Annotated in this window: 27 protein-coding genes and 1 riboswitch; of the genes, 11 read left to right on the plus strand and 16 right to left on the minus strand. The window is 36.8% G+C overall.

Annotated elements, in window-relative coordinates:
- Nucleotides 1-67 precede the first annotated feature (67 nt).
- Nucleotides 68-586 carry a PadR family transcriptional regulator gene (locus tag MKY88_RS12915; RefSeq protein WP_069481565.1) on the minus strand — a complete coding sequence of 173 codons (519 nt, stop codon included), beginning with the start codon at nucleotides 584-586 and terminating at the stop codon, nucleotides 68-70.
- Between the two features lie 353 nt (nucleotides 587-939).
- On the opposite strand from MKY88_RS12915, the gene MKY88_RS12920 reads away from it, so the two are divergent.
- The gene (locus MKY88_RS12920; protein WP_328200672.1) at nucleotides 940-1170 is read left to right on the plus strand and encodes a hypothetical protein; all 231 of its coding nucleotides are present in this window, start codon (nucleotides 940-942) and stop codon (nucleotides 1168-1170) included.
- A gap of 148 nt (nucleotides 1171-1318) precedes the next feature.
- Here the strand turns inward: MKY88_RS12920 and MKY88_RS12925 are convergent, their stop codons facing one another.
- From MKY88_RS12925 to MKY88_RS12940, 4 genes are all read right to left on the minus strand, one after another.
- A complete protein-coding gene (locus MKY88_RS12925) occupies nucleotides 1319-1462 on the minus strand; it encodes a hypothetical protein (RefSeq protein WP_328200665.1) in 144 nt (47 codons plus the stop codon).
- 94 nt (nucleotides 1463-1556) lie between these two features.
- On the minus strand, nucleotides 1557-2216 hold the full coding sequence (locus tag MKY88_RS12930) for a hypothetical protein (RefSeq protein ID WP_328200664.1): 660 nt from the start codon (nucleotides 2214-2216) through the stop codon (nucleotides 1557-1559).
- A gap of 46 nt (nucleotides 2217-2262) precedes the next feature.
- On the minus strand, nucleotides 2263-2736 hold the full coding sequence (locus MKY88_RS12935; protein WP_328200663.1) for a GNAT family N-acetyltransferase: 474 nt from the start codon (nucleotides 2734-2736) through the stop codon (nucleotides 2263-2265).
- 188 nt (nucleotides 2737-2924) lie between these two features.
- Nucleotides 2925-4400 carry a methyl-accepting chemotaxis protein gene (locus MKY88_RS12940; RefSeq protein ID WP_340813855.1) on the minus strand — a complete coding sequence of 492 codons (1476 nt, stop codon included), beginning with the start codon at nucleotides 4398-4400 and terminating at the stop codon, nucleotides 2925-2927.
- 136 nt (nucleotides 4401-4536) lie between these two features.
- On the opposite strand from MKY88_RS12940, the gene MKY88_RS12945 reads away from it, so the two are divergent.
- Nucleotides 4537-5499, plus strand: a complete 963-nt coding sequence (locus MKY88_RS12945) for an MBL fold metallo-hydrolase (protein ID WP_340813856.1) — start codon at nucleotides 4537-4539, stop codon at nucleotides 5497-5499.
- 106 nt (nucleotides 5500-5605) lie between these two features.
- On the opposite strand, the gene MKY88_RS12950 is transcribed toward MKY88_RS12945, so the two are convergent.
- A complete protein-coding gene (locus MKY88_RS12950) occupies nucleotides 5606-7423 on the minus strand; it encodes a DNA ligase D (RefSeq protein WP_328200660.1) in 1818 nt (605 codons plus the stop codon).
- A gap of 108 nt (nucleotides 7424-7531) precedes the next feature.
- Between MKY88_RS12950 and ku the strand changes: the two genes are divergently transcribed.
- Nucleotides 7532-8353, plus strand: coding sequence for a non-homologous end joining protein Ku (gene ku, locus MKY88_RS12955; RefSeq protein WP_328200659.1), 822 nt, complete (start codon nucleotides 7532-7534; stop codon nucleotides 8351-8353).
- A 17-nt stretch (nucleotides 8354-8370) separates the two neighbouring features.
- Here ku and MKY88_RS12960 read toward each other — a convergent pair whose 3' ends face one another.
- A complete protein-coding gene (locus MKY88_RS12960; RefSeq protein ID WP_328200658.1) occupies nucleotides 8371-8916 on the minus strand; it encodes an AAA family ATPase in 546 nt (181 codons plus the stop codon).
- Nucleotides 8917-8999: 83 nt separating this feature from the next.
- Here MKY88_RS12960 and MKY88_RS12965 point away from each other — a divergent pair, with 83 nt between their 5' ends.
- From MKY88_RS12965 to MKY88_RS12975, 3 genes are read left to right on the plus strand one after another with little or no spacing between them, the layout of a single operon-like run.
- On the plus strand, nucleotides 9000-9203 hold the full coding sequence (locus MKY88_RS12965; protein ID WP_328200657.1) for a class I SAM-dependent methyltransferase: 204 nt from the start codon (nucleotides 9000-9002) through the stop codon (nucleotides 9201-9203).
- A 52-nt stretch (nucleotides 9204-9255) separates the two neighbouring features.
- Entirely contained in the window at nucleotides 9256-9750 is a 495-nt protein-coding gene (locus tag MKY88_RS12970) for a hypothetical protein (protein WP_340813857.1), read from the plus strand.
- A 60-nt stretch (nucleotides 9751-9810) separates the two neighbouring features.
- The gene (locus tag MKY88_RS12975; RefSeq protein WP_340813858.1) at nucleotides 9811-10833 is read left to right on the plus strand and encodes a serine hydrolase domain-containing protein; all 1023 of its coding nucleotides are present in this window, start codon (nucleotides 9811-9813) and stop codon (nucleotides 10831-10833) included.
- A gap of 106 nt (nucleotides 10834-10939) precedes the next feature.
- On the opposite strand, the gene MKY88_RS12980 is transcribed toward MKY88_RS12975, so the two are convergent.
- Nucleotides 10940-11470: a dihydrofolate reductase family protein gene (locus tag MKY88_RS12980; protein ID WP_340814830.1), complete on the minus strand. Its 531-nt coding sequence runs from the start codon at nucleotides 11468-11470 to the stop codon at nucleotides 10940-10942.
- Between the two features lie 100 nt (nucleotides 11471-11570).
- Here MKY88_RS12980 and MKY88_RS12985 point away from each other — a divergent pair, with 100 nt between their 5' ends.
- The 3 genes from MKY88_RS12985 (at nucleotide 11571) to MKY88_RS12995 (ending at nucleotide 14121) form a co-directional block, all read left to right on the plus strand.
- Entirely contained in the window at nucleotides 11571-12515 is a 945-nt protein-coding gene (locus MKY88_RS12985; protein ID WP_328200654.1) for a helix-turn-helix transcriptional regulator, read from the plus strand.
- A gap of 88 nt (nucleotides 12516-12603) precedes the next feature.
- The gene (locus tag MKY88_RS12990) at nucleotides 12604-13647 is read left to right on the plus strand and encodes a DUF418 domain-containing protein (RefSeq protein ID WP_340813859.1); all 1044 of its coding nucleotides are present in this window, start codon (nucleotides 12604-12606) and stop codon (nucleotides 13645-13647) included.
- Between the two features lie 228 nt (nucleotides 13648-13875).
- On the plus strand, nucleotides 13876-14121 hold the full coding sequence (locus MKY88_RS12995) for a hypothetical protein (protein ID WP_193832184.1): 246 nt from the start codon (nucleotides 13876-13878) through the stop codon (nucleotides 14119-14121).
- A gap of 195 nt (nucleotides 14122-14316) precedes the next feature.
- Here MKY88_RS12995 and MKY88_RS13000 read toward each other — a convergent pair whose 3' ends face one another.
- From MKY88_RS13000 to queF, 7 genes are all read right to left on the minus strand, one after another.
- Nucleotides 14317-14709, minus strand: a complete 393-nt coding sequence (locus MKY88_RS13000; protein ID WP_340813860.1) for a RidA family protein — start codon at nucleotides 14707-14709, stop codon at nucleotides 14317-14319.
- A 778-nt stretch (nucleotides 14710-15487) separates the two neighbouring features.
- Complete coding sequence (locus MKY88_RS13005; RefSeq protein ID WP_340813861.1) at nucleotides 15488-15658, minus strand: hypothetical protein; 171 nt, start codon at nucleotides 15656-15658, stop codon at nucleotides 15488-15490.
- Between the two features lie 153 nt (nucleotides 15659-15811).
- Nucleotides 15812-16351 (minus strand): VUT family protein, encoded by a 540-nt coding sequence (locus MKY88_RS13010; RefSeq protein ID WP_328200650.1) that lies wholly within the window; start codon nucleotides 16349-16351, stop codon nucleotides 15812-15814.
- 45 nt (nucleotides 16352-16396) lie between these two features.
- On the minus strand, nucleotides 16397-17125 hold the full coding sequence (gene queE / locus MKY88_RS13015) for a 7-carboxy-7-deazaguanine synthase QueE (RefSeq protein ID WP_340813862.1): 729 nt from the start codon (nucleotides 17123-17125) through the stop codon (nucleotides 16397-16399).
- The gene (gene queD / locus MKY88_RS13020; RefSeq protein WP_193832188.1) at nucleotides 17118-17591 is read right to left on the minus strand and encodes a 6-carboxytetrahydropterin synthase QueD; all 474 of its coding nucleotides are present in this window, start codon (nucleotides 17589-17591) and stop codon (nucleotides 17118-17120) included. Before queD ends, queE begins: the two co-directional genes overlap by 8 nt.
- 2 nt (nucleotides 17592-17593) lie before the next feature.
- Complete coding sequence (gene queC / locus MKY88_RS13025) at nucleotides 17594-18253, minus strand: 7-cyano-7-deazaguanine synthase QueC (protein ID WP_069481582.1); 660 nt, start codon at nucleotides 18251-18253, stop codon at nucleotides 17594-17596.
- A gap of 120 nt (nucleotides 18254-18373) precedes the next feature.
- Nucleotides 18374-18874 (minus strand): preQ(1) synthase, encoded by a 501-nt coding sequence (queF, locus tag MKY88_RS13030; RefSeq protein ID WP_069481583.1) that lies wholly within the window; start codon nucleotides 18872-18874, stop codon nucleotides 18374-18376.
- Nucleotides 18875-18997: 123 nt separating this feature from the next.
- Nucleotides 18998-19044: riboswitch (PreQ1 riboswitch) on the minus strand.
- 450 nt (nucleotides 19045-19494) lie between these two features.
- Here queF and MKY88_RS13035 point away from each other — a divergent pair.
- Complete coding sequence (locus MKY88_RS13035; protein ID WP_340813864.1) at nucleotides 19495-21849, plus strand: M13-type metalloendopeptidase; 2355 nt, start codon at nucleotides 19495-19497, stop codon at nucleotides 21847-21849.
- A 271-nt stretch (nucleotides 21850-22120) separates the two neighbouring features.
- Here MKY88_RS13035 and MKY88_RS13040 read toward each other — a convergent pair whose 3' ends face one another.
- Entirely contained in the window at nucleotides 22121-22288 is a 168-nt protein-coding gene (locus tag MKY88_RS13040; RefSeq protein WP_340813865.1) for a hypothetical protein, read from the minus strand.
- A gap of 85 nt (nucleotides 22289-22373) precedes the next feature.
- Here MKY88_RS13040 and MKY88_RS13045 point away from each other — a divergent pair, with 85 nt between their 5' ends.
- On the plus strand, nucleotides 22374-22523 hold the full coding sequence (locus MKY88_RS13045; protein ID WP_164908719.1) for a hypothetical protein: 150 nt from the start codon (nucleotides 22374-22376) through the stop codon (nucleotides 22521-22523).
- Nucleotides 22524-22547 lie beyond the last annotated feature (24 nt).

Consider the following 22547-nt stretch of genomic DNA (forward strand, 5'->3'; position numbering starts at 1 on the left):
GCACCTTTTTTTGATCCAAATAAAAAAAGGAACCCACTTTGGTTCCTTTTTTATTTGGATATACTATTTAATCCGAATGTATAAAATTTTGAATAGTATTTTCAAGAAAGACTATTTCTGCTTCTAACATGGTAATTTTATGTTTGACCGCTAGATTAACACCGGTTCGTATCCCATGTGTAGGAGTTTCCTTAAATACATCTATACGTTTTTTGTTTTTCTTTAATCGTTCTTTCAAGGCTGGTATTGCTTGATCCATAGGAAGGAAATCAATAAACATTAACCCAATATCTCCTTGATAATTAACACTTTCTGCAGAGGATAGATTATCCAATAGTAATTGATAAAAATACGTTCGGCCGCTTTCATTTATTGAGTATACTTTTCTGGTAGGCCTATTTCCTTCTTGCACTAGTTGAATATCTATATAACCCTTTTGATTTAGTCTATCCAGAGTAGCATAAGCAGTTGGCTTTTTCATATCTGTAACTGTACTTAAGTTTCTTTCGATAAATTCATTAATTTGATATCCATGTTGACTTTGTCCCATTAATAGCCCAAGCAGAATTAGTGAGCGATGTTCCACAGAAATCCTCCTTTCTTTCAGCATACTTTATATATTCTCTCTTAAATTCTACTTGTAGTCAATTGAGTGTTAATTTAGTGCTTTATCAGTGAATGGTTTTAAAAATAAAGGGAACTTTTATATCTAGAAAAATAACATGTATATTTTCATTGCTTTCTATTTTAATTTTAAATTAACCTTATAGTGAGCAAATTATTATATTTTCACTATCATGTTATTTACAAAATGGCGCGATTATTTACTAAAGAGATGTGTATTTTCAAAAGTTCCATTTATTAGAATTAAGTACTAATTTCTAAATACATACTCTAGAATAATTGGGGTAGAAAGTAACCAAGAAATGAGGTGTTAAAATGAATATGTTACTTTGGATAACACTTGTTTTAATCGTAGCTGGACTTTTTGTCCTTATGTCAAAGAAAAAAAGCATGGAGGAAAGAGTTGCCTTCGCAATAGAAAACAAGGACAGTAAAGAAGAAAAACAGACATCAACTAAACCCGTAGTTTGGTGGATAGTAGGAGCCACTGTGTGGGGATTAGTAAGTATGTTATTAATCGTGTGGATTTTTTCTGTTTATGTATAAATCATGGATTTACTATAGATAGGTATTGTAAATAATTGATTTTTGTGATAGTCCATATTTAAGGAAACGGGAGGATGGTTTAATCCTCTTCAACTAACGGGATGCTTTAGTTGAGGAAGAGACAGCAAACGCTGTCTCTTTTTACTATTTAAATGAAATTTTCATCTGCTTGCCAGTGCGTAAAATAAATATGGACACCATCGGCCGCTAATTTACTACAAATGGCAGTTTCTATATCTCTTGGATTACTTGCACCTGTTATGATCGCAATAGTATTTTGGACTTTACTCATTCTTTTTCCCCTTTCTTTCTACAAAAAAAGAGCAAAACCATAATGGTCTGCTCAGCATTTAAAAATGAACGCTCGAAACCCGGCATTTCTTTATTCATTTATCGTTCGCAAATATTTTATTTTGTATTTCAATATGGAATTGCTGTAATTCAAATTGATGATGCTTGATGATATCTTCAGCTACTTGTCGAGCTTCCATTTGAATCACTTCATCTTTCTCTTCTGTTAAATTGATGATGATATGGACATTTTCTGATGAAATCGTGTAGTCGATGCTAAAGGCACCAACACGTTGTGTGGTCATCGCTTCAAATAAATGAGCCATAACATCATTATAGCTAAGTCTGATCGAGTTCGTGGCAGCAGGATCAGAAAGATTTTTAAGCGTCATTTGAAATGATATCGGGTTTAAATCATTTTTTAGAATACAATTAAGCATCATTTCCTCTATTTTTTGTTTGGACAACTGATCTATTTTTTCAGGTATTGACACAAGGAGCTCTATTTTCCCATTCGGCAGTACACCATAATCTAAATAGAAAATAAAAGATTCTTTTTGCAGGGCTATAGCAATATCACTCATAAGAAATTGATAATGCTGCATATAACCTAGTAGTTCATCGTTGCTGGGTTGCGATAGAGAAACATTTGATTTCTCTGCATATTGAATAGGTACATTGGCAAAAAAGAAAAAGCCACCACAAACGATGATGGAAAGAAGAAACCATAAGGTAAATAGTTTTTTGATAAACATTTATAGCCCCCTTATTCGGGACTATATGCAAGTTCAGTACCGTAAATTACGGTAGAATTTTATAAAATAACACACGGTCTTGATTTTCGCCGCCATAATCACTATGGATAGATAAATGATCCATCACCTTGTCACCTTTCTCCATTCTAAACCCCATATTTGTGTGAAAGGCAATGGACACTTCGTTTATAGGTGATGTCACACACTTAACGATATTACGATGATATTGTTTCACCACATGGAAGAATACATCATACAACCTTTTTGCAATATTCTGTTTTCTGTAATCAGGGTGAACCCCTACAAAATGAATGAACGCTTCATTTGTGTTGGATTGCGATAAAAAGCCGACAAGAAAACCAATAATCTCGCCATCCTTTTCCATAATGAGGCTTGTATTCGTAAAGTGATCGAAAAATAATTTAGGCAGTTTATCTGACATATTCCTTCCGCCCCACCACTCATTAATCACTGGTGATAACGTATAATAATCTGCACTTTGTAAGCTACGAATATTCATTTTATCCTTCCTCCCTTTCAACTTCACCTTTTCATTGGTCAGCATTATACAAAACACGCTACCAATGCATATAAGTTTAATTTGCAATTCAGGTATCTCAGATGAATAACAACACTATACCCTCGATCTAGGATGTTTAATCATACTGTTATTTTACCCTACCAATTATTTCAATTTCAATATTTCCCTTAAATCTTTGCCATGACCAATGATTTTAATGTATCGCTTAAAGTTTGAATGCGATTTGTCGTGTCCGTCATCTTCACTAAGAGCTGATTTTCGTCCTCCACAGAAAGTAATATATCACCTGTTGATGAGGCATTTTGCTCTGTCATTTTATTCAGCTTTTCAATTTGCAATTGGATTGCCTCAAACTGTAAGATAGCACTGCTTAATTCGTGCATGCCCCTCGTCAATTCTGTATTCGTTTCGGTAAATGAATCCTTTAAAGTAGTAAAGAAATGACTGACATCCTGTAATAGCTGTTCTCCGTGCTGCAATGCTTTTTCACCATCATCAGAACGTTGATGCGCCTCCGTCGATTTCTCAAACAAGGTTTTCGTCACATTCGTAATACTGACTGTAATGGTGGCACTTTCCACAGCCAGCTTTCGCACCTCTTCCGCTACAATAGCAAATCCCTTTCCATGCTCCCCAGCCCTAGCCGCTTCAATGGCTGCATTTAGTGCCAATAAATTTGTCTGCTGTGCAATATGCGTGATTCCCTGCAACAAGCTATCCACTGTTTGTAAACTATATTGAAGCTCGTTGACGGTTGCTACGGTTGAACTCATCGCATGACTCATTACGCCTATTTGAGCCATCGCGTCTTGCATTTTAGCCCATCCTGCCAAAACCTCTTGCTGAAGTTCAGTAGATTTCACCACTGTGTCCTTTGAAATCGTCAAGGTTTCATTGACAAAATGAACAGAATCACTCATAGTGCCATGAATCATATGCAAGCTAGAAGCCTCTTGCTGAATACTTGCAGAAATATCCTCAGTCGCTAACAATATTTGTTTACTAGAGCCTGAAATATTTTGCATGGTTTGCTGGAATTGTGTCACATGCTCGTCCAAAGCCTGGCTACTTTTCTCGATTTCCTGAAATGTATTTTGTAATTGATTGAAGGAAGCTTGGACCTCATTTTGCTGAATTTCTGCATGTTTTATTAGCTCATTGCCCCATTTAGCTAGTAAATAAAAAGCAATAATGACGCCGTTCATAATCGCTAGAAGTGTGACGAAAACAATGATGTCGTCAAAGGGCCCTAACAAAGATGATGAGTTGACCAAATATAAAATGATAAAACTAATATTAGTCAGTATTCCAAAAAACACGATTAATTCCTTCTTAAAATAAAGGGCGATAATAGCGATGGTGCACAGCAAAATATAATGTTTATTCAATGAAAAACTATCAAGTAAAAATAATGTAAACACTACACTTGAAGGAATAAGACCAAAGATAAATCCCTTCACATAAGTTTTAATCGGTAAGAAATAATTGCACACGGCTAAAGCGATGACAGCTAGTCCAACAAATAAAAATAATATTCCTTTTGATAGGATCATAGGTCCACAAATTAGAATGGCTAAAATCGATATTATTGCCAAATTAACTCGGTGCACTTTCCTTGTATCATAACGAATTTTGTTCTCCATAACGATCCCCCTAAAAATGAATGGACATTCAGTTTGATTTTCTATTATTATATAGTATAACTACTACTTTTTGTAGCTAAAATTTGACTTTTAGAGCATATGTTTCACATTTTCGAAATTTAAGGGGGAAATGCATTTGAGTAGAGTCCAACAAATCGCCGCAAATTTTTATTGTATTGATACACATGATTTAAATAGGGAACAGCGAACAAGCTCCTATCTATTAATTGATGAAAAAATAACCTTAATTGAAACGTCTGCTAGTCCATCCGTTCCATACATCATGGAAGGGTTGAAGGAATTAAATATTGCTTTAGAGGATATTCATTATGTCATTGTGACACATATTCATTTAGATCATGCTGGTGGTGCTGGCTTATTTTTACAGAGCTGCCCTCATGCAAAATTAGTCGTTCACCCTAGAGGGTCGGCACATATGATTGATCCGAGCCGGCTTATTTCCAGTGCCAAAGGAGTTTATGGGACCGAATTTGACCGTCTTTTTGATCCGATTGTTCCCATTGATGCAGCCCGAATTATTGAAATAAGTCATGAACAACAACTTCATTTAGGACAACATCATTTAACGTTTTATCATACAGAAGGTCATGCAAAGCATCATGTTTCTATGCTTTATTCCGCTACTAATGGCCTTTTTGTTGGAGATACAACGGGTGTACGTTACCCAGAAATGGACGGTGAATCAATTGATTTAATCATACCTTCCACTTCCCCAAACCAGTACAACCCTGAAACGATGGAGCGATCCATTCAATTGTACGAAAAGCTACAGGCAAGTGAATTATATTTTGGTCATTATGGAGCTTATAAAAATCCACCAGAGGCATATCGTCAAGTACGCTATTGGACACCTATTTTTTTAGAAGAAGGCCGTAAAGCACGAGCAGCATCCAGCCAGTTTCAGGAACAAGTTCACTATTTAGATGCTCGATTAAAGGAGGTTTTATTTAGCTATTTACAAGCAAATGATATACCGCCAGATCACCCTGTCTATCAAACCATCCCTTTCGATACGATTGTGTCATCGATGGGAATATTGGATTATTTAGAAAAAGTGAAAGCACAGGTACCACTTTAATCATAAAAGGAGATGTCTCAGGCATCTCCTTTTTTAAATAGATGAAAAAGACCATGAAGTAGCTTACAATACTTCATGACCTTGTCAAATTTTTTTGATAGAGCATTTATTCTTTTAAACGCTCTAAAACCGCTTGAAAATCCTGTTGTTCCCCTACTTCTCGAAAGTGTTTAAAGGGATTATTTATTTTCTTCATTCGCTCCATAACAGCAGGAATCGAAAAGTAATAAGGTTTTAAGTCGTCATTAACCTCTTCCCAATGGAGTGGCGTTGCGACTAAGCCTCGTTCATTTCCACGAGTGGAGTATGGGGCAATAATAGTCTTGCCTTCAGCATGCTGCACATAATCTAAATATAATTTATTATGGCGATTCTTTTTTAATCGCTCAATCGTATATAGATGTGGCTTTTGTTGGCATAAAAAACGACAAACAAATTCAGTAAAGACGCGAACTTCCTCATAGGTAAATCTGTTTGCGGGTAATGGGATATAAAGCTGTAAGCCTTTCCCGCCCGAAGTTTTGACAAATGATTGTAGCTGAAAATAATCAATAATACCTTTTAGATCCAGTGCACCTGCAATCGCCAAAGAAAAATGTTCCGTTGAAGGGGGATCTAAATCGAAGACAATTTCTGTTGGATACATGGTTTGTCGTGTTTGAAACGGAATGTGCAATTCTAATGCCAATTGATTGCCCAGCCATAATAATGTTTCAAGGTTATTACAGACAATATAATCAATCTCATCCATCATCGCTGTGGCTACAAAATTAGGTAGTTTATCTGGTCTACTTTTTTGATAAAAGCTTTCCCCCGGCACACCGTGTGGATAACGTATTAATGTTAATGGTCGATCTTGAAGAAACGGCAATAAATATGGTGAAACACTTTGCAGGTACGATAAATAATAATCCTTTGTCACACCTATTTCTGGCCATACAGGTTTGTCAGGATGTGTAATGGGAACTGTTTCAGGAATAGGAAACAGCTGACGTTGCATATGCTGCCATTGACAACTATCTGGTGATAATTCCAATCGAAAGGCATGAAATTTTGGCTCGCGAAGCTTACTACCATCAAAATCTATGCAGGCAATATCAACACAAATAGAGGGCTCTAGCTCCCATAATTCTTTCTTACGTTGCCCTTGAGCCTGAAAAAAGGCGACGAGTGTTTGATGCTCTTCTTCCTTCATGCCATGTTTAAATGTAACGACCACTCGTAAATGTCCCCCATCATAAACCGAACCTTGGAAGTAGCCATTACTATGATCATATTGCGTCACAATGACCGTCACATAACGCCAGTTTTTAATTTTCAACCAATGGCTTGAACGTGTGTTATCCAGCCACTTACTTGTTTTCTTCTTTGCAACTATTCCTTCCCCATTGTAGACCTTGATCGCCTGCCATAAAATTTTACTTTCCTCACTAGCCTGCACAATTTGTATAGCCATTCCGTCTTCATAATCTACATTTGGAAGCTTTACCTTTGCCGCTAGCTTCGCCAATTGCTCTTTACGAGTTTTTAAATAACGATTGCTGTACGATTCTCCTTTCAACGTTAACACATCAAACACTAGAAGCCGCATTGGAAAGGCTTGTGCATGTTTTGCAATGACATCTTGATTTTGCATTCTCCCCCTTTGTTGGACAACGGAAAATTCACTCTTATATGGATTGCTTAAATACACAAGCTCCCCATCAAAGGTGAGTGGTAAAAATGCTTTTACTGAAGCATATATTTGGTGACAATAATCTATAATTTCCGGAAACGTATGATTTAAATTGCGCCCATTTCTACTAATAAGTACCGGTTGTTCATCCCATATTAAGAGGCATCGAAAACCATCATATTTCGTTTCATAAAGCCAGTCATCTCCTATTGGAATTTCATTTGATTCCGTTAAAAGCATTGGTTTCATGTCACAATACCTACCTTGCTTTTTATCTACAGTGTTTGACGATTTTGATTTACGATACATAAAAAACTGCAAAATATATCATAGTAAGAAAAACGAGGTGACAATTGTATGCATACAGTATGGAAAGGAAGCATTTCCTTTGGACTTGTCAATATCCCAGTAAAGCTTCATGCCGCTACAGAAAATAGAGATATTAAACTGCGACAGCTTCATAAGGAATGCCATACACCCATTAGCTATAAAAAGGTTTGCGAGGGCTGCAATCAAGAAGTAAAAGATGAGGATATTGTAAAAGCTTATGAATATACAAAAAATAAATTTGTCGTACTGGATCAAGAGGATTTAGAAAACCTACGAAAAGAAAATGAAGAGAAAGCCGTTGAAATTATTGATTTTGTACAATTAACGGAAATCGATCCGATTTATTTTGAACGCACCTATTTCCTATCCCCTGATTCAACTGGTGCTAAAGCCTATTCGTTATTGCGTAAAACGTTAGAGCAATCAGGCAAAATTGGTATTGCTAAAATCATTATTCGTTCAAAAGAACAGCTTGCGGTCGTGCGAGTGTATCAAAATGCCCTAGTGATGGAGACCATTCATTATCCTGATGAAGTAAGAAGTGTTGGTGATGTCCCGAATATTCCAAGCGAGCAAGACGTTGTACCAAAGGAATTAGAGACAGCTCTAATGCTTGTCGACCAATTAACGACCTCATTTAACCCGGAGAAATATACAGATGATTATCGGAATGCATTGCTGGAATTAATTGAAGAGAAGAAAGCAACCAATATGGTAGCCACGAGCGATCAACAACGACCAGTTCCTGATAATGTCACAGATTTAATGACAGCGCTACAAGCATCTTTAGATAAGACGAAAAAACCTACGACAAGAAAGCGTACAACACGCACAAAGAAAAATGCCTAATCCAGAAGCGTATCCATTCATCGGGATACGCTTTTTATTGGTTGAAACTGACGAAAATAATTATCTACATCCTTTTTATCCCTAACAACTACCAGTTTATCTATTACGTCATCCTGGTTGATAAAAAAATTAGGCTTCCCTACCTCTTCAAAACGTTTATTCCATCGAAACATTTTAAAAAAAATCGAAAAGGTTGGCTCATAATGGGATTTTTCAATCCCGATTTTTTGTTTGAAAAATCTCTTAATAATTCGAGCAGTACGAATTTTATACGGAGTATCCAGAAAGATGATACAATCCGCTTGCTGGAAGCTTTGTGACACCCATTCCTCTTGATGAATTCCTTCAATAATCCACCCGTCCGTTTGGATAATACTTTGTAGATATTCCTGCCTTTCTTGCTCCGTCCTTCTAATATCCCCCGATTGTTTGCGAATCCAAACTACATTGTCTAATTCATGAAAAGGAAGCTGAAGAGTTTTGGATAATGATCGTGCTAATGTCGTTTTTCCACTACCAACAGAGCCAATAATATGTATTTTTTGCGGAAGTTCCATTGTCATTGTAGAATCACCTCTCATGTATCTTTGTAGAATTTTTCCCTATATTATACAATAATATTAATAATAGAAAATAGGAGGACAAGATGAACCCACACAATTTCGAAAATAATTTACAGACTTATAATAATCCATCCGATTATGACTCTCTTTATGCCCACTACCAAGACGACCTTCACTATATTCAACGCTATCTTGGTACGAAAAAAGACCCCATTATTGAATTAGCCTGTGGCACTGGCCGTATAGCCATTCCATTAGCTGCTCGTGGATTCCTGTCTTTGGGATAGATCTTCATGAAGGGATGATTCACATGGTATCGAAAAAGCAGAAAAACAAGATGTGGAAGTGCAATTTATTGTACAAGATTGTACACAGCTACAATTACCTATCACCACAAAATTTATGTATATGACAGGCAATTCCTTTCAACATTTTTTAACGAATGACAGTCAAAATGCATTATTACAATCAGTTAAAAAGCATTTACAGCCAGGTGGTGAGTTTCTTTTCTATACAAGAAATGCTATTTTAAGTGAGCTTTCGAGCATTGATGAATATGAGGAACAAATGGTCACTAGCAACGGCGAACAACGATTCACTTTCCATCGTGAGGAATATGACCCTGTCACGCAAATTTTAACGTGCCATGCCGTCCATCAACAGGATGGAAAAACCTACGAGGATTCCATTTTACTGCGCTATACATACCCTATGGAAATGATGAGACTATTGCAGCAAAATGGCTTTGAATTGGTACACCTATATGGTACATGGCAAAAACATGAATTCCGTGCACAGAGTCCCTCAATGATTATTCATGTACGTTCACGATAGGTAAGAACATACATTCCTTTCTCATGTTATAATACAAGAAAAACTAGGAGCCTATATTATATGCTAACTATTTATGACCTCATGGTGCAAAATCAAATTGCAGGGCTTAGTCTTGCTTTTATTGAACATGGAGAGATTCGAAGAACAGAGTGCCTTGGAGTGTTAGAGGTTGGAACAACTGATTATGTAAATGAAGAAACCATTTTTAATGCCTGTTCGATTAGTAAATTACTTACAAGCATTTTAGTGCTAAAGCTAGTAGAGCAAGGAAAAATCGACTTAGATGAGGATATTAATCGTCATCTTCTCTCTTGGAAGTTGCCAGAGAGTGATTATACTCGGGCAAAAAAAGTGACATTGCGAAATTTATTAAGTCATCAATCTGGTATAGTTGATCCGGAAGATAGCTTTTCTCCCCTACATTCTTTGGCTCAATGGCCATCTATGAAGGATTTATTACAAGGTGCAACGCCTTATTGCAACAGTCCAATCGAGAGCACACTCGAACCAAATCAAGAATTTCATTATTCGGATGCAGGCTATTGCATCATTCAATTGCTAATTGAGGACCTCACAAATACGCCATTTTCATCTCTCATGGGCGACCTTATTTTTCAACCATTAGCCATGCATCACAGCTTTTTTTCATCTGCACTCCCTATAGCTAATACAGCAAGTGGTCACCATAAGGATGGCACTAGAACAATACCAAGCCACCCGCTGTATCCTTACGATGCAGCATGCGGCATTTGGACGACACCTTCGGATTTGGCTAAGTTGTTAATCGACATGATGCAAACACTTAGAGGAAAAGGAAAACTAGGTCTGACAGCTCCTACAATGCATGAACTCATGCATACAAAGGGTTGTAATGAATCTGTAGGACTTGGCGTATTTTTTGATGGCCAAGGTGAGCAGGTTGAAATTTCCTCTTTAGGCTGGGGTGTTGGCTATCAATGCATGCTAGTTGCTTACCCCTATTTAGAAAAAGGCTTTGTTGTCATGTCTAACTCAGATTCAGGTGTTCATCAAATGCAAGGAATTATGGGTGATATTTACCGCTCCTTTGTCTTGTCTCTTTAGCTTACCTATACGTTTGAAACATAAGATTTCTTACATCTATATAAATTATTCCTTGAAAAAAGGATAGATTTTCATCATCTATCCTTTCCTTTTAATCCGTAGTATCTTACTCCTCTTTCTTCACCTTGTAATGCATTTGAACCATTTGACCGTATCGTTTTGTCTCAAGCAGCTTTAAATCTTCAAAAGGTCGGGGCTGTTTAAATAATGGAATACCTGACCCTAATAAATGTGGGGTAATGGTGATGATCCATTCATCAACCAACTGCTCCTGTAAAAAAGCATCCAATATATCAGCACCACCGACCATCCAAATTTTTGCGCCGGGTTGTTCTTTTAATTTCTTAGTAAACGCCACCACATCCCCTTGAACAAACTCCACATGCTCATCTTTTCCCGTTTGAGATTTGCTGAACACATAACATTTCTTATCAGAATACGGGAATGTATCAATATGCTCTATGATATAATCATATGTTCGTTTTCCCATTATAACGGTATCAATTGTTTGATACATATCCGTATAGCCATTATCCCTTTCTCCCTCTGTTTCTTCCAGCCACTGTAAGTCATCATTCTCTTTCGCTATAATCCCATCTAAACTTATTCCGATAAATACCACTATTTCTCGTGACATCATGTCAGCTCCTCTTCTTTTGAAAATCTTTTGTACAACGTCTATACTAAACATAAAACATGACAACTATTGACATGATTAATAAAAAAGGTGAAGAAATATGTCCAAAGCTAAACGATTAATTGATATTTTGTTATTTGTCAGCGCTAAAAAGCAATTTACAGCTCAAGAAATTGCCGATGCCTTCAACATTTCGGTACGAACCGTGCATCGTTATCTGCTAGATTTAAGTGATATGGGGCTGCCAATTTATGCGGAGCAAGGAAGAAATGGTGGTTATACAGTGCTTTCAAGTGCAATCCTTCCCCCTATTTTATTTACAGAGGAAGAAGCGGTTGCTATTTTCTTTGCATTCCAATCGCTGCACTATTATCGTGATTTACCATTTAATACAGAGATGAAGTCTGTGTCACAAAAACTATATGAATCATTGCAGAAGGAGGCGCAAAAAAAGGTAGATAGTTTGCAATCCTATATGGCCTTTTGGAACCCTAAACGCGCCATATCTACCCCCCTATTATCAGACGTATTGGAAGCGGTTATTAACCATTCACAATTAGACATTCAATATGAATCAAAATCAGGTATCACGACTAAGCTTGTCCATCCTATTGGCGTATATGCGCATGATGGCTTGTGGTATATGCCAGCCATTCATTTACAAACAGAAAAAACCCTTTTATTTCGAGTCGATCGCATTCATTCAATGCATGTAAGCGATAAAGGCTATGAGACATCTGTTCATTTACAACAATGGCTAGAGAGTCCCCATGAACCTCAGCAGCCTATACGCTTGCATGTCGAATTAACAAGAGAAGGTGTAAGACAGTGCAGAAGTGAGCCAAACTTTGAGAAGGCAGTGATTACTCATGGCAATGGAACTGGCTATATCGATATGATGATCGATCAAGGAGAGATTCACTTTATAAGCTCCTTTTTTTATCGCCTAGGTCCGGATGCGATTGTCCAAGAACCACCTGAATTAATTCAGCTTTTGCGGAAACATGCGCATGCTATATTATCGACATACCCTATGGACAGCTAATTCCAATATGACAATTTTGTAAGATTCACGTAACATTCTTCGTTACTAATTTTTAGGAAATGTCCTTATACTTGCTTATAAGGAGGAGATGACGTTGCAACCAACCGACAACAACAAACGTATTGATACATTAGATTACTTAAGAGGATTTGCCTTACTTGGGATTATTTTAGTGAATATCCCTGCATTGATGTGGATTGCACCACCCCAATTTGCTAGCGATATTGCCTATAGTCACTTTCTTACACTTTTTATAGAAGGTAAATTTTTCATTATTTTTTCTTTTTTATTTGGGATAGGATTTTATCTTTTTCTTTCCCGTGCAATGGCTAGAAATGATAGAGCCTATGTTTTATTTAGTCGCAGACTTCTAATCTTATTACTAATGGGTATTATCCATTTCTTTTTTCAACCAGGAGAAGCTTTAACTGTTTATGCTATCTTTGGCTTTTTAGCCTTACCTTTTTATAAAGTGCGGAAAGAAATTAATGTAATAATTGGGCTTATCCTATTAGCCCTTACAGCTTATTTTGGGATGAAAATCTTCATGCCTTTCCCACTAATTTTATTAGGTTTAGCTACTGGCCAATATCACCTATTTGAAAACATCCCACTACATCGAAAAAAAATCCTGATAGCGACAATTGTCATGTTCCTTGTAAGCATAGGAAGCTGGTTGTATCAATGGCAGTATGTCCCTACAGTCAATGTGGATATCGATCAATTATCCAGAATTCAGCTAGAAGAGCATATTACTAATATGGAGCAATTTGCGTTAATTGGACTACAGTTTAGCCCGTTTGTTTCAGCGTTTTACATGGGAGCCGTTATCCTATGTTTACAGAGTGCACTATTCCAACAACTATTATCACCATTAAAGGCTTATGGACGCATGGCCTTAACGAATTATTTAGGGCAGACGGCACTCATTTTAATCATTGGTCATACATTCCAACTAATAGGTCAACTTCGATTCATCGAATCACTATGGATTTGTCTAGGTATTTATGTGTTCCAATTGATTTGTAGTAAGCTATGGCTACACTATTTCCGCTTCGGCCCACTGGAATGGCTGTGGCGAATGGGCACCTATTGGACAGTGCCTCCCCTAAGAAAAAGAAAAGATTCTTAGCCAAGGATATATACCTATCAACCTAAAGTGAAACGTCATATATTGGTAATGTACCCTACTCGCTTTCCATCTTTGCTCATATCTTCAGCAAGATACACATCCCCATTTTATTTGGTCACTTATTTTTCAATAAGTGACCTTTTTTGCTGCTTGACTCCCATGTTCTGCACCTGTCTCTTACAACATGCATACTATGCAAATAATACCCTTTTTTGCAGGGAGGATTTTATGAAAAATAACAAAGGCAATCGGAATAGTGAAGGAACTGAATCAGTGAGTCAAGCAGCTAAACTGGCTGTTATTGCGGGAGCCATCACAACACTAGGTGATGCACTAGCGACCATTGCAGCAGGTCTTGCTTTGGAAGATGAGATACAGGAGAACGAAAGTAAAAATAATGATATTGATAAACTGCAAAAACAAATTGATGATTTAAATTATGAAATGAAGCAATTAAAAAAAATGTTCCGATAATCTTGTGGCAATGGACGAAAAAAGACGACAATATTCAAATGATATTGTCGTCTTCTAATTGTACAATGAAATAAAGTTAAGCAAGTGATTTTCACTACTGGCGGACGCTTTTCGCAGACGGGACCGCCCACCCGTTCCAATCATCCTCGTAAAATAAACGTTTAAGGAGATAGACGATGATGACGAAGCGTCGAATTAGTTAGCCGCCCAAATATCAAGCTCTATTTTAATTTCAGGTAAACCTAGTGCCGATACGTAGGCTATGGTCATTGATGGAAAGGATTCGCCAAACATACCTTCCCATTGCTCGTAGAAATGATCCCAATCTATTTCCTCTGTAGCCCAAATATTGACCTTTACAATGTGAGTGGCATCAATTCCCTCTGAAGCTAAAATCGTTTCAATATGTTTAAAGGTATTTGTAATTTGTTCCCATAATGTCTGTGGTAATTGATCATATTGGTCCAAACCAATTTGTCCTGAAAAAGCATACATTGTCGCATCTTTTGGAATAATTGTGACATGACTATATTTCCCGACAGGTTTAGGTGCCTGCATCGGATTTTTACGTATTAGTTTTGATTTCATGTTGAATCTCCTTTAGGTTTTTTTCTAAAAAAGGACAGACTTATCCCTTGATCAACCTTCTAGAAAAAAACAGCAGTGGAGAATCCAATGCCCATGCTTAAAAAACGTATAGATCTTTTTTTCACAAGCTATCTCCCCTTTACCTAAAGTTATTTCCATTTTACCATTTCTATCCCTTTATTTTCAATTTATAACTGAAACTATTCAGGAGTTTCTTTTTATGATCATTCAGGCAATTAACTATTTAACGATAGCGAACCTAACATATACTTAATAGTGTAAAGCTAAATTAGCCTTACACCTCCGAATTGTTACTAGGGTTACTCCATCCCAAGTGACCCTTCCTTTTTTCATAATTAAAACTAGGTACTCTCTTAGTGGAGTACCTAGTTTTTTGTTAGTATGCGTGTTCATCCATAGAATATCATGTCATCCTCTACAATTTTTCAACAAACTACCTTTAAGTGCGAGCGATTGTCTATGTATAGCAATAATATTCTTTTTTCTTTTTACAGGTTACATGGTATACAATTTACAAAATAAGTAAATAATATGTTTTGTAAGGGGGGAATCGCTATGAACACTAATGTGACTAAACCCTTTATTCCATCCCCTAGTTCATAGCGATTACCATTCTTAAAAATACAGGTCTCATTAGAGTACCTGTTTTTTATAGTTTTTATAATTTTTTAGGACCATACCATTTACTACGTATTGACAAGCATAACAAAAGGACTTGTAGTGATTTCAACTTCAAGTCCCTTCATAGTATCCATTGTTATTGTTTTATACTTTCTTTAATTTCTTCTAATAATTTTGTTTGTCTTTTAAGTTGCTTAGTCGTACTAATAGCAAACCAAATTATAAAAACAATCGGAATTATGTAAAATAACAGTCCTAAAATTGAAAATAAACTAAAAATAATATCTCCACTAGTATATTTATTCAAAGTCCAAAACCCCCTGTCTTTTCTATCTATAAAGAAAATCATAGCATACTAGCGTTAGATTTGGCATAAAAATGGAAAATTTAATATAACTATTACTCTATGCGGACTACTCACTTTTCCCAAAGGAGGCGAGTAGCCCTCTACTACAAAGAATTAGCCTGAAACAATACGCTTTTCTTTTATTGCTCCCACTTGACCAAGAACTAGGGCACCGAACATTTGTATAATTGTCTTCACAATAATTTGTCCTAAAATAGCGGCTGGTACTGCTTCCCAAGGCAATATATTGGCTCCAAGTGGGCTCAAACCAATTACAACGAAAATTGCGGAATCTAGAAACCCTCCAACGATTCCACTGTATAACACTCGCCAAGCCATTGGTAATTTCAGTCGAGTATAGATTTCTGTATCAGCTGTTTCAGCGACAACAAATGAGACAGCCGATGCTACCACAATTAAAAGTGTATCCCCCAATATGAATGACACGACTGCTGATAAAATTAAAGCTGCAATAATAAATATATATGTCTTTGCTCTACCATATTTATTTTGCACAAGGTCCCGAAAAATAAAGGTCGCCCCAATTAAAAGCGTCCCCATGGGAACAATAAACATTCCAAACTGCAATGGCGCAAATGCCGCCGTTACCACATTAGCGATGACAATCGATAATAAATAAAACAAAATTCTCAAAATACTACTCCTCCAATATATATATAGACATTTTGTAACGGCACACTATACACCTCTTTTATTGCCCCATACAAGTGCATGCAACTGCGGCAATACTTTGACAGCTTTTAATTCTTCATCTTTCATCACTCTATCAATCAATGCATGATATTTTTCTAATAAATCGCTTATTAAGCGTGAATTGTCAATCGTTGTGAGATCATCATTTCCGACTTGCAGATAAAAAGGAATCATTGGATATAGAAAGTGAATTTGTTTGGCAAAATCGTAATCCCCTTGATTAAAAACGACTATTTTGAGTGAAATATGGTGATTCCTATTTCGCCTTTTAAGTTTTTCGAGAATATCAGCGAGCACCGAATGCTCAGTGGTCATTCCCGAACTAGGAGGCTTTGGTGAAATTGTTAATTCATCAATGTCATACATCCAGTTTTGCCACCTACTACCCTGTGTTTCCACTCCGATCTTTATGTCGTTTTCTTTTAAAATCGCAATAAGCGCTTCTAAATTGGGATAAAGGGCAGGGTTCCCCCCTGAAATCGTTACAAATGAAAAGCCATTACCTCCAAGGCGCTTCAACTCAGACCAAATCTCTTCCGCTGTCATTTGAACAATAAGATGTTTTCCGCTCCCGTCCCACGTAAAATAAGAATCACACCAAGAACAAGAATAATCACAGCCCGCCGTTCTTACAAACATGGTCTTTTGACCAACTACCATTCCCTCACCTTGAATTGTCGGTCCAAAAATCTCGATAACAGGTACCTTACTCAACTTCCATCCACTCCCGTCTCGCTTCTGCATAGCTTGTCGGAGTTTCATATAGCCTGATAAACTCTACGCACGCACCGTTATCTCTTTGTTCTTCACGCAAGGCCTCTACCAATTGTTCGTATATCCAAACAACTATATTTTCTGCTGTCGTATTCATAGGTGGAAGCGTTTCGTTTAAATAACGATGATCCAAATGAATCTCGATTTTTTGTTTCCATATTCTTTTAATATCGCCAAAATCAATCATCAAGCCGCGTTCATCTGTATATCCACTCAGTCCCAATACGACACGATACGTATGACCGTGTAAATTTTTGCATTTCCCCTCATATTGATGTAAATGATGCGCAGCGTCGAAGGTAAATTCTTTGCTTACAAGCACACGCTTAGCATGATAGTTCAATTGATTGCTTTGAATATCTTCACCTATTTTTTGGAGCTTATCGACAATTTTAAAATCTAACATGCCTAAAACTCCTTCCTATAGCTTAAATACTCATCAAGCCCTTTTTTTCGCAGTTTACATGCTGGGCATTCCCCACAACCATCTGCTATTACACCGTTATAGCAAGTCAATGTTCTCTCCCGAACAAATTCTAGTGCCCCAAACTGATCAGCAAGCTCCCATGTCTGTGCTTTATCCAGCCACATCAATGGTGTATCAATTACAAAGGAATCATCCATCGATAAATTTAACGTTACATTCAAAGACTTAATAAAAACGTCTCGGCAATCTGGATATCCGCTAAAATCCGTTTCACATACACCAGTTACGATATGCTTAGCTCCTACCTGGCTCGCTAAAACGCCGGCGAATGAAAGAAAAAGAAGATTTCGTCCAGGTACAAACGTCGATGGAAGCTCACCATTTTCACCATCTTCCACCTTAATATCTTGGCGCGTTAATGCATTCGGAGCGAGCTGATTCAGGAGTGACATATCAAGGATGTGATGCTTGATACCAAGCTCCTCTGCTATCAGCTTCGCACAATCAATTTCAAGATGATGCCTTTGACCATAATCAAAAGTGACTGCCTCAATCTCTGCAAAACGTTCTTTTGCCCAGAACAAACAAGTTGTACTGTCCTGACCTCCACTAAATACAACAATTGCTTTTTCCTGCTTCATCAATAAAAACTCCCTTTGATTGAAAAAACAGCACTCTAAGAAAAAGTGCTGCCTTCCCCTTAGTTTTTTTAAGAGGGTAGCTAAAAACCTCTTTCTGGATTGGACTTACCAATTCCTCATTTATCGATTATCAATTTTTTCCGGATTAAGATCATGGTTCATTAAACGATAATTTGCGATTTCCTCGTATTTAGTTCCTGGTTTCCCATAGTTACACCAGGGATCGATTGAAATCCCCCCACGTGGAGTAAATTTCCCCCAGACCTCGATATATCGAGGGTCAAGCAATGTAATTAGGTCATTCATAATGATATTAACGCAATCCTCATGGAAATCACCGTGATTTCTAAAACTGAATAAATACAACTTTAGTGATTTACTTTCAACAATTTTTTTGTCCGGAATGTACGAGATGTACATCGTTGCAAAATCAGGCTGATTGGTAAGCGGGCATAAACTAGTGAACTCTGGACAATTAAACTTGACGAAATAATCTCGATTGGAATGAAGATTATCTACGGCCTCCAATACCTCAGGTGCATACTCAAATGAATAGTTCGTCCCTTGATTACCTAATAATGTTAAATCTTTCAATCCTTCTTCATGGCTTCGACCAGACATAAAAAAACCTCCTTGTTAAATGTTTCCCAACACTTTTCAAGAGAGGCTTCACCCATTAATCTATTCAAACATACGTCTAAACATAAAAAAGCCACGTCCGATATGGACATGGCATAATGTCATGTTTCCATAGTTTTTTATAGAGGGTATCAGCTATGAACCTCTCCCGTTTAAGTCCGGGCATTCTTTTCCTCCATATAATACGAAAAATAGTATGAAACGTCAATTGGTTTTTTTCATTCAAATTTCTCCGTAATACCTCTTTGGTAAACAAACACAGTAATACTACCCTATCATTTAGCAGTGCATGATGCCTTCGCTGAGCATAGATTTATTATTATTCGTATACAATAAAACCTTAACCATTTATTTCATCGGAATGTATCTTAGTACATTATTATGTAAACCCTATCAGTCATTCTAAAGTGATTTTTAATTAAAAAGTTACCTTTCTCAGCTCTATTAGCGCAAAATTAGCTAGATAATGCTCTCTTGAAATGAAAAAACTCCTAACATATTTTCAAACTAAAAAAAATCAACTACAATGTAAAAATGGTAGAAATTCTAAAATCTACCCAATTCCCTTTATTTATACAAATTCACTAAGAAGGAGCACGAAGATGAAAAAGAAGTTTTTATCCTTACTCATGGCCATTATAATGGCCCTGTCAGTAAGTGTAGCGGTATATGCCGATGAAAAGTCCCCACCAGCGACAAGAGGAGAGATTGTTAAAACCTTGTTGATAGCAGCAGATGCATATCAATCAGGACTAAATAAAGAAGCGATTATACAAGGCCCAAAAAACAAAGATTTACGAGAAAATGAGCCAGCTAAGAAAGTTGAAGCTTTAGTTATGTTGAGCAGAGCATTCGGCGAATTGCCAGAGCCTGTTGGAAATGATCTTCGTAGTGGCACATTTGGAGTTGAGTACACTGATATACCTACTTGGGCTAAGAAAGATATTGATAATCTGACAAAAGCAGGCGTACTGACAGGCAACCCTGACGGCACATTAGGCGCAAACGACCCTATTTCAATCGATGAGTTCCAACAGATGATCGCCAGAATATGGACACTCAAAGGCTCCCATTTACATGACGATTTTTACGAAGCAATCAATAAGGAATGGTTAAATAAATCAACAATTCCAGTAGGAGAAATCATGGGCGGTGGATTTCCTGAGCTTCAAAAACAGAATACAGATAAAATTGAAAAAATAATTACTGAGCTTTCTGGCAAACAATTTGCTGAAGGAACAAAAGAACAGAAAATTGCCGACTTCTATTCGACGGCATTGGATACAAACAATAGAAATAAACAAGGGATTGAGCCTATTCAAAAATATGTAAAGGCAATTGACGATGCTAAAACCCTTGGTGATCTTGTGCAAGCAGATCTTACCCTAGAGAAAGAATTGGGCCTAAGCTCACTATTCAGCTTTGCCATCATGAACGATGCAAAGAACAGCAGTAAAAATGCTCTGTATTACACTGGATTAGCTACTGGTTTAGATAAGAACAGTTTTGTAACAGAAGACTCTAAAGCGAAAAAAGCCTATATTCAATATATGACTAAACTTTTAGTCGTGTCAGGCGAGAAAGAGTCTACTGCAAAAGCACTTGCCGAGAAAATTTACGAAATGGAAAAAGTCCTTGCTTCCGTATCGCTTGATCCTCATGAACAAGGCGACGTCAATAAATACTATAACCCATATTCAATCCAACAATTCGATGATATGTTCAAAACCGTAGATATGAAACAAGTTTTGAAGTCGATGAAAGTTGACAGTGCTGATAAAGTAATTGTATTTGATGTAAAGCTAGCACAAAAAGGCGCGGAGCTCTTAACTGACACTAATCTTAATGTGCTTAAAGCTTACTCTAAAGTGCAACTTCTTATGGCAACTGGCGGTCTGTTGTCAGATGAATTCGGAGATGCTGCTAATGAGTTTGCCGCAACATTATACGGAGTTACAGGAGAAAAAACAGATCAAGATATCGCAGTAGCTAAGACAACTAGCACAATGAGCGGCTATTTGGAGCAAATGTTTGCCGAACAACATTTTTCTCCAGAAGCTAAAGAAGATGTTGAACAAATGGTAGATAAGTTAATTGCTACGTATGAGGAAAGAATCAAATCTCTTGATTGGATGTCAGAAACAACAAAAGCTAAAGCCATTAAAAAACTGGATACGATGATTGTTAAAATCGGTTATCCAGACAAGTGGGATACGACATTAGACAAAGTAGCTATCAAAACATATGACGAAGGTGGTTCGCTATTCTCTAATACCTTCACAGTAACAAAAGCATACATTGATAACACGAAAGCCAAGCTAGATAAACCGGTGGATAGAACGCAATGGGTAACAAGCGTATATACTGTAAATGCCTTTTACAATGCTCTTAATAATGAAATTACGTTCCCTGCTGGTATTCTTCAAGCGCCTTTCTATGATATAAATGCTAAACCTGAAGAAAATTATGGTGCTATTGGCATGATTATTGGCCATGAAATCAGCCATGCATTTGATAACAACGGCTCTGCATACGACGAAAATGGCAATGCTAATAACTGGTGGACAGAGGAAGACTTTAAGAAATTTGAAGAGAAAAATCAGAAATTGATTGAGTTTTATAATGCCATTGAGATTATCCCTGGTGTTTTAAATGACGGTCAGCTTACATTAAGTGAAAATGGTGCTGATTTAGGTGGAATGGCGGCTTCATTGCAAGTTGTATCCCAAATGAGTAATCCAGATTATAAAGCATATTTCGAAAGTAATGCAGAAATGTGGAAATCCACAACAACAAAAGAATTTGCAGCAATGCTGAGCAAAAACGATGTACATTCAGCTAATAAAGTTCGGGTAAACCGCACAATTGTTAACTTCCAGGAATTCTATGATACCTATGGAATTAAGCCTGGAGATGGCATGTATATAGCTCCGGAAGATCGAGTTTCAATTTGGTAAAATGCAGAGTAGATAGAGTTAATTTCCGATAGCTCTTATTTCAGAGTAAAAGCTAAGTGATTGTCCTGAGAAGCCCTTTTTAGTCTGGCTGCTTTCTCTAAGATTGTTACTGTTAAAACAAAAAGGCAGATTTAATCTAGAAAATTTTTAGATTAAATTCTGTCTTTTTGTTTCATGAGGTATCCATCTTTAATGAGTAATAGACAGAATAAAACTCAGATCGATCCTTGGTGGTCATTTGAATAATTGCCCCTGAATTTATTACCACTTTTTAAAGCCTTGAAAATGTTCCTTCTAAGCTACTTTTTCGTTTTTGCACGCAATGATCTTTAATTAAAACACCCATTAGTGCAATAAAGAAATATTCGTTTAATTTTGTTACCAAATCTTCATCCTTTAAAGTATGGACAAAGTGTTGTGGAATGAAAATGTTACTCAATTCAAACCTTTTGTAATCACATATTGTAAATTATACGGATAAAAAATCATCTTTCACTCACACTAATGGTGGAGGTGAGATGATCATGGGTAATAATAAACATAAGAATAATAAAACTCAAGACAACAAAAAACAACAGAATCAAAATCAAAATGCTAACAGAGAGCGTAAAAACAGAGAAGAGTTCGCTGAGGAAGTAGATTTCAGTCGTATTCAAAATGAAAAAAATAAATAATTAATGTGGAACTGCCCCCCAATA

The organism is Lysinibacillus sp. FSL R7-0073, assembly GCF_038009065.1.
In the GTDB taxonomy this organism is placed as follows: domain Bacteria; phylum Bacillota; class Bacilli; order Bacillales_A; family Planococcaceae; genus Lysinibacillus; species Lysinibacillus fusiformis.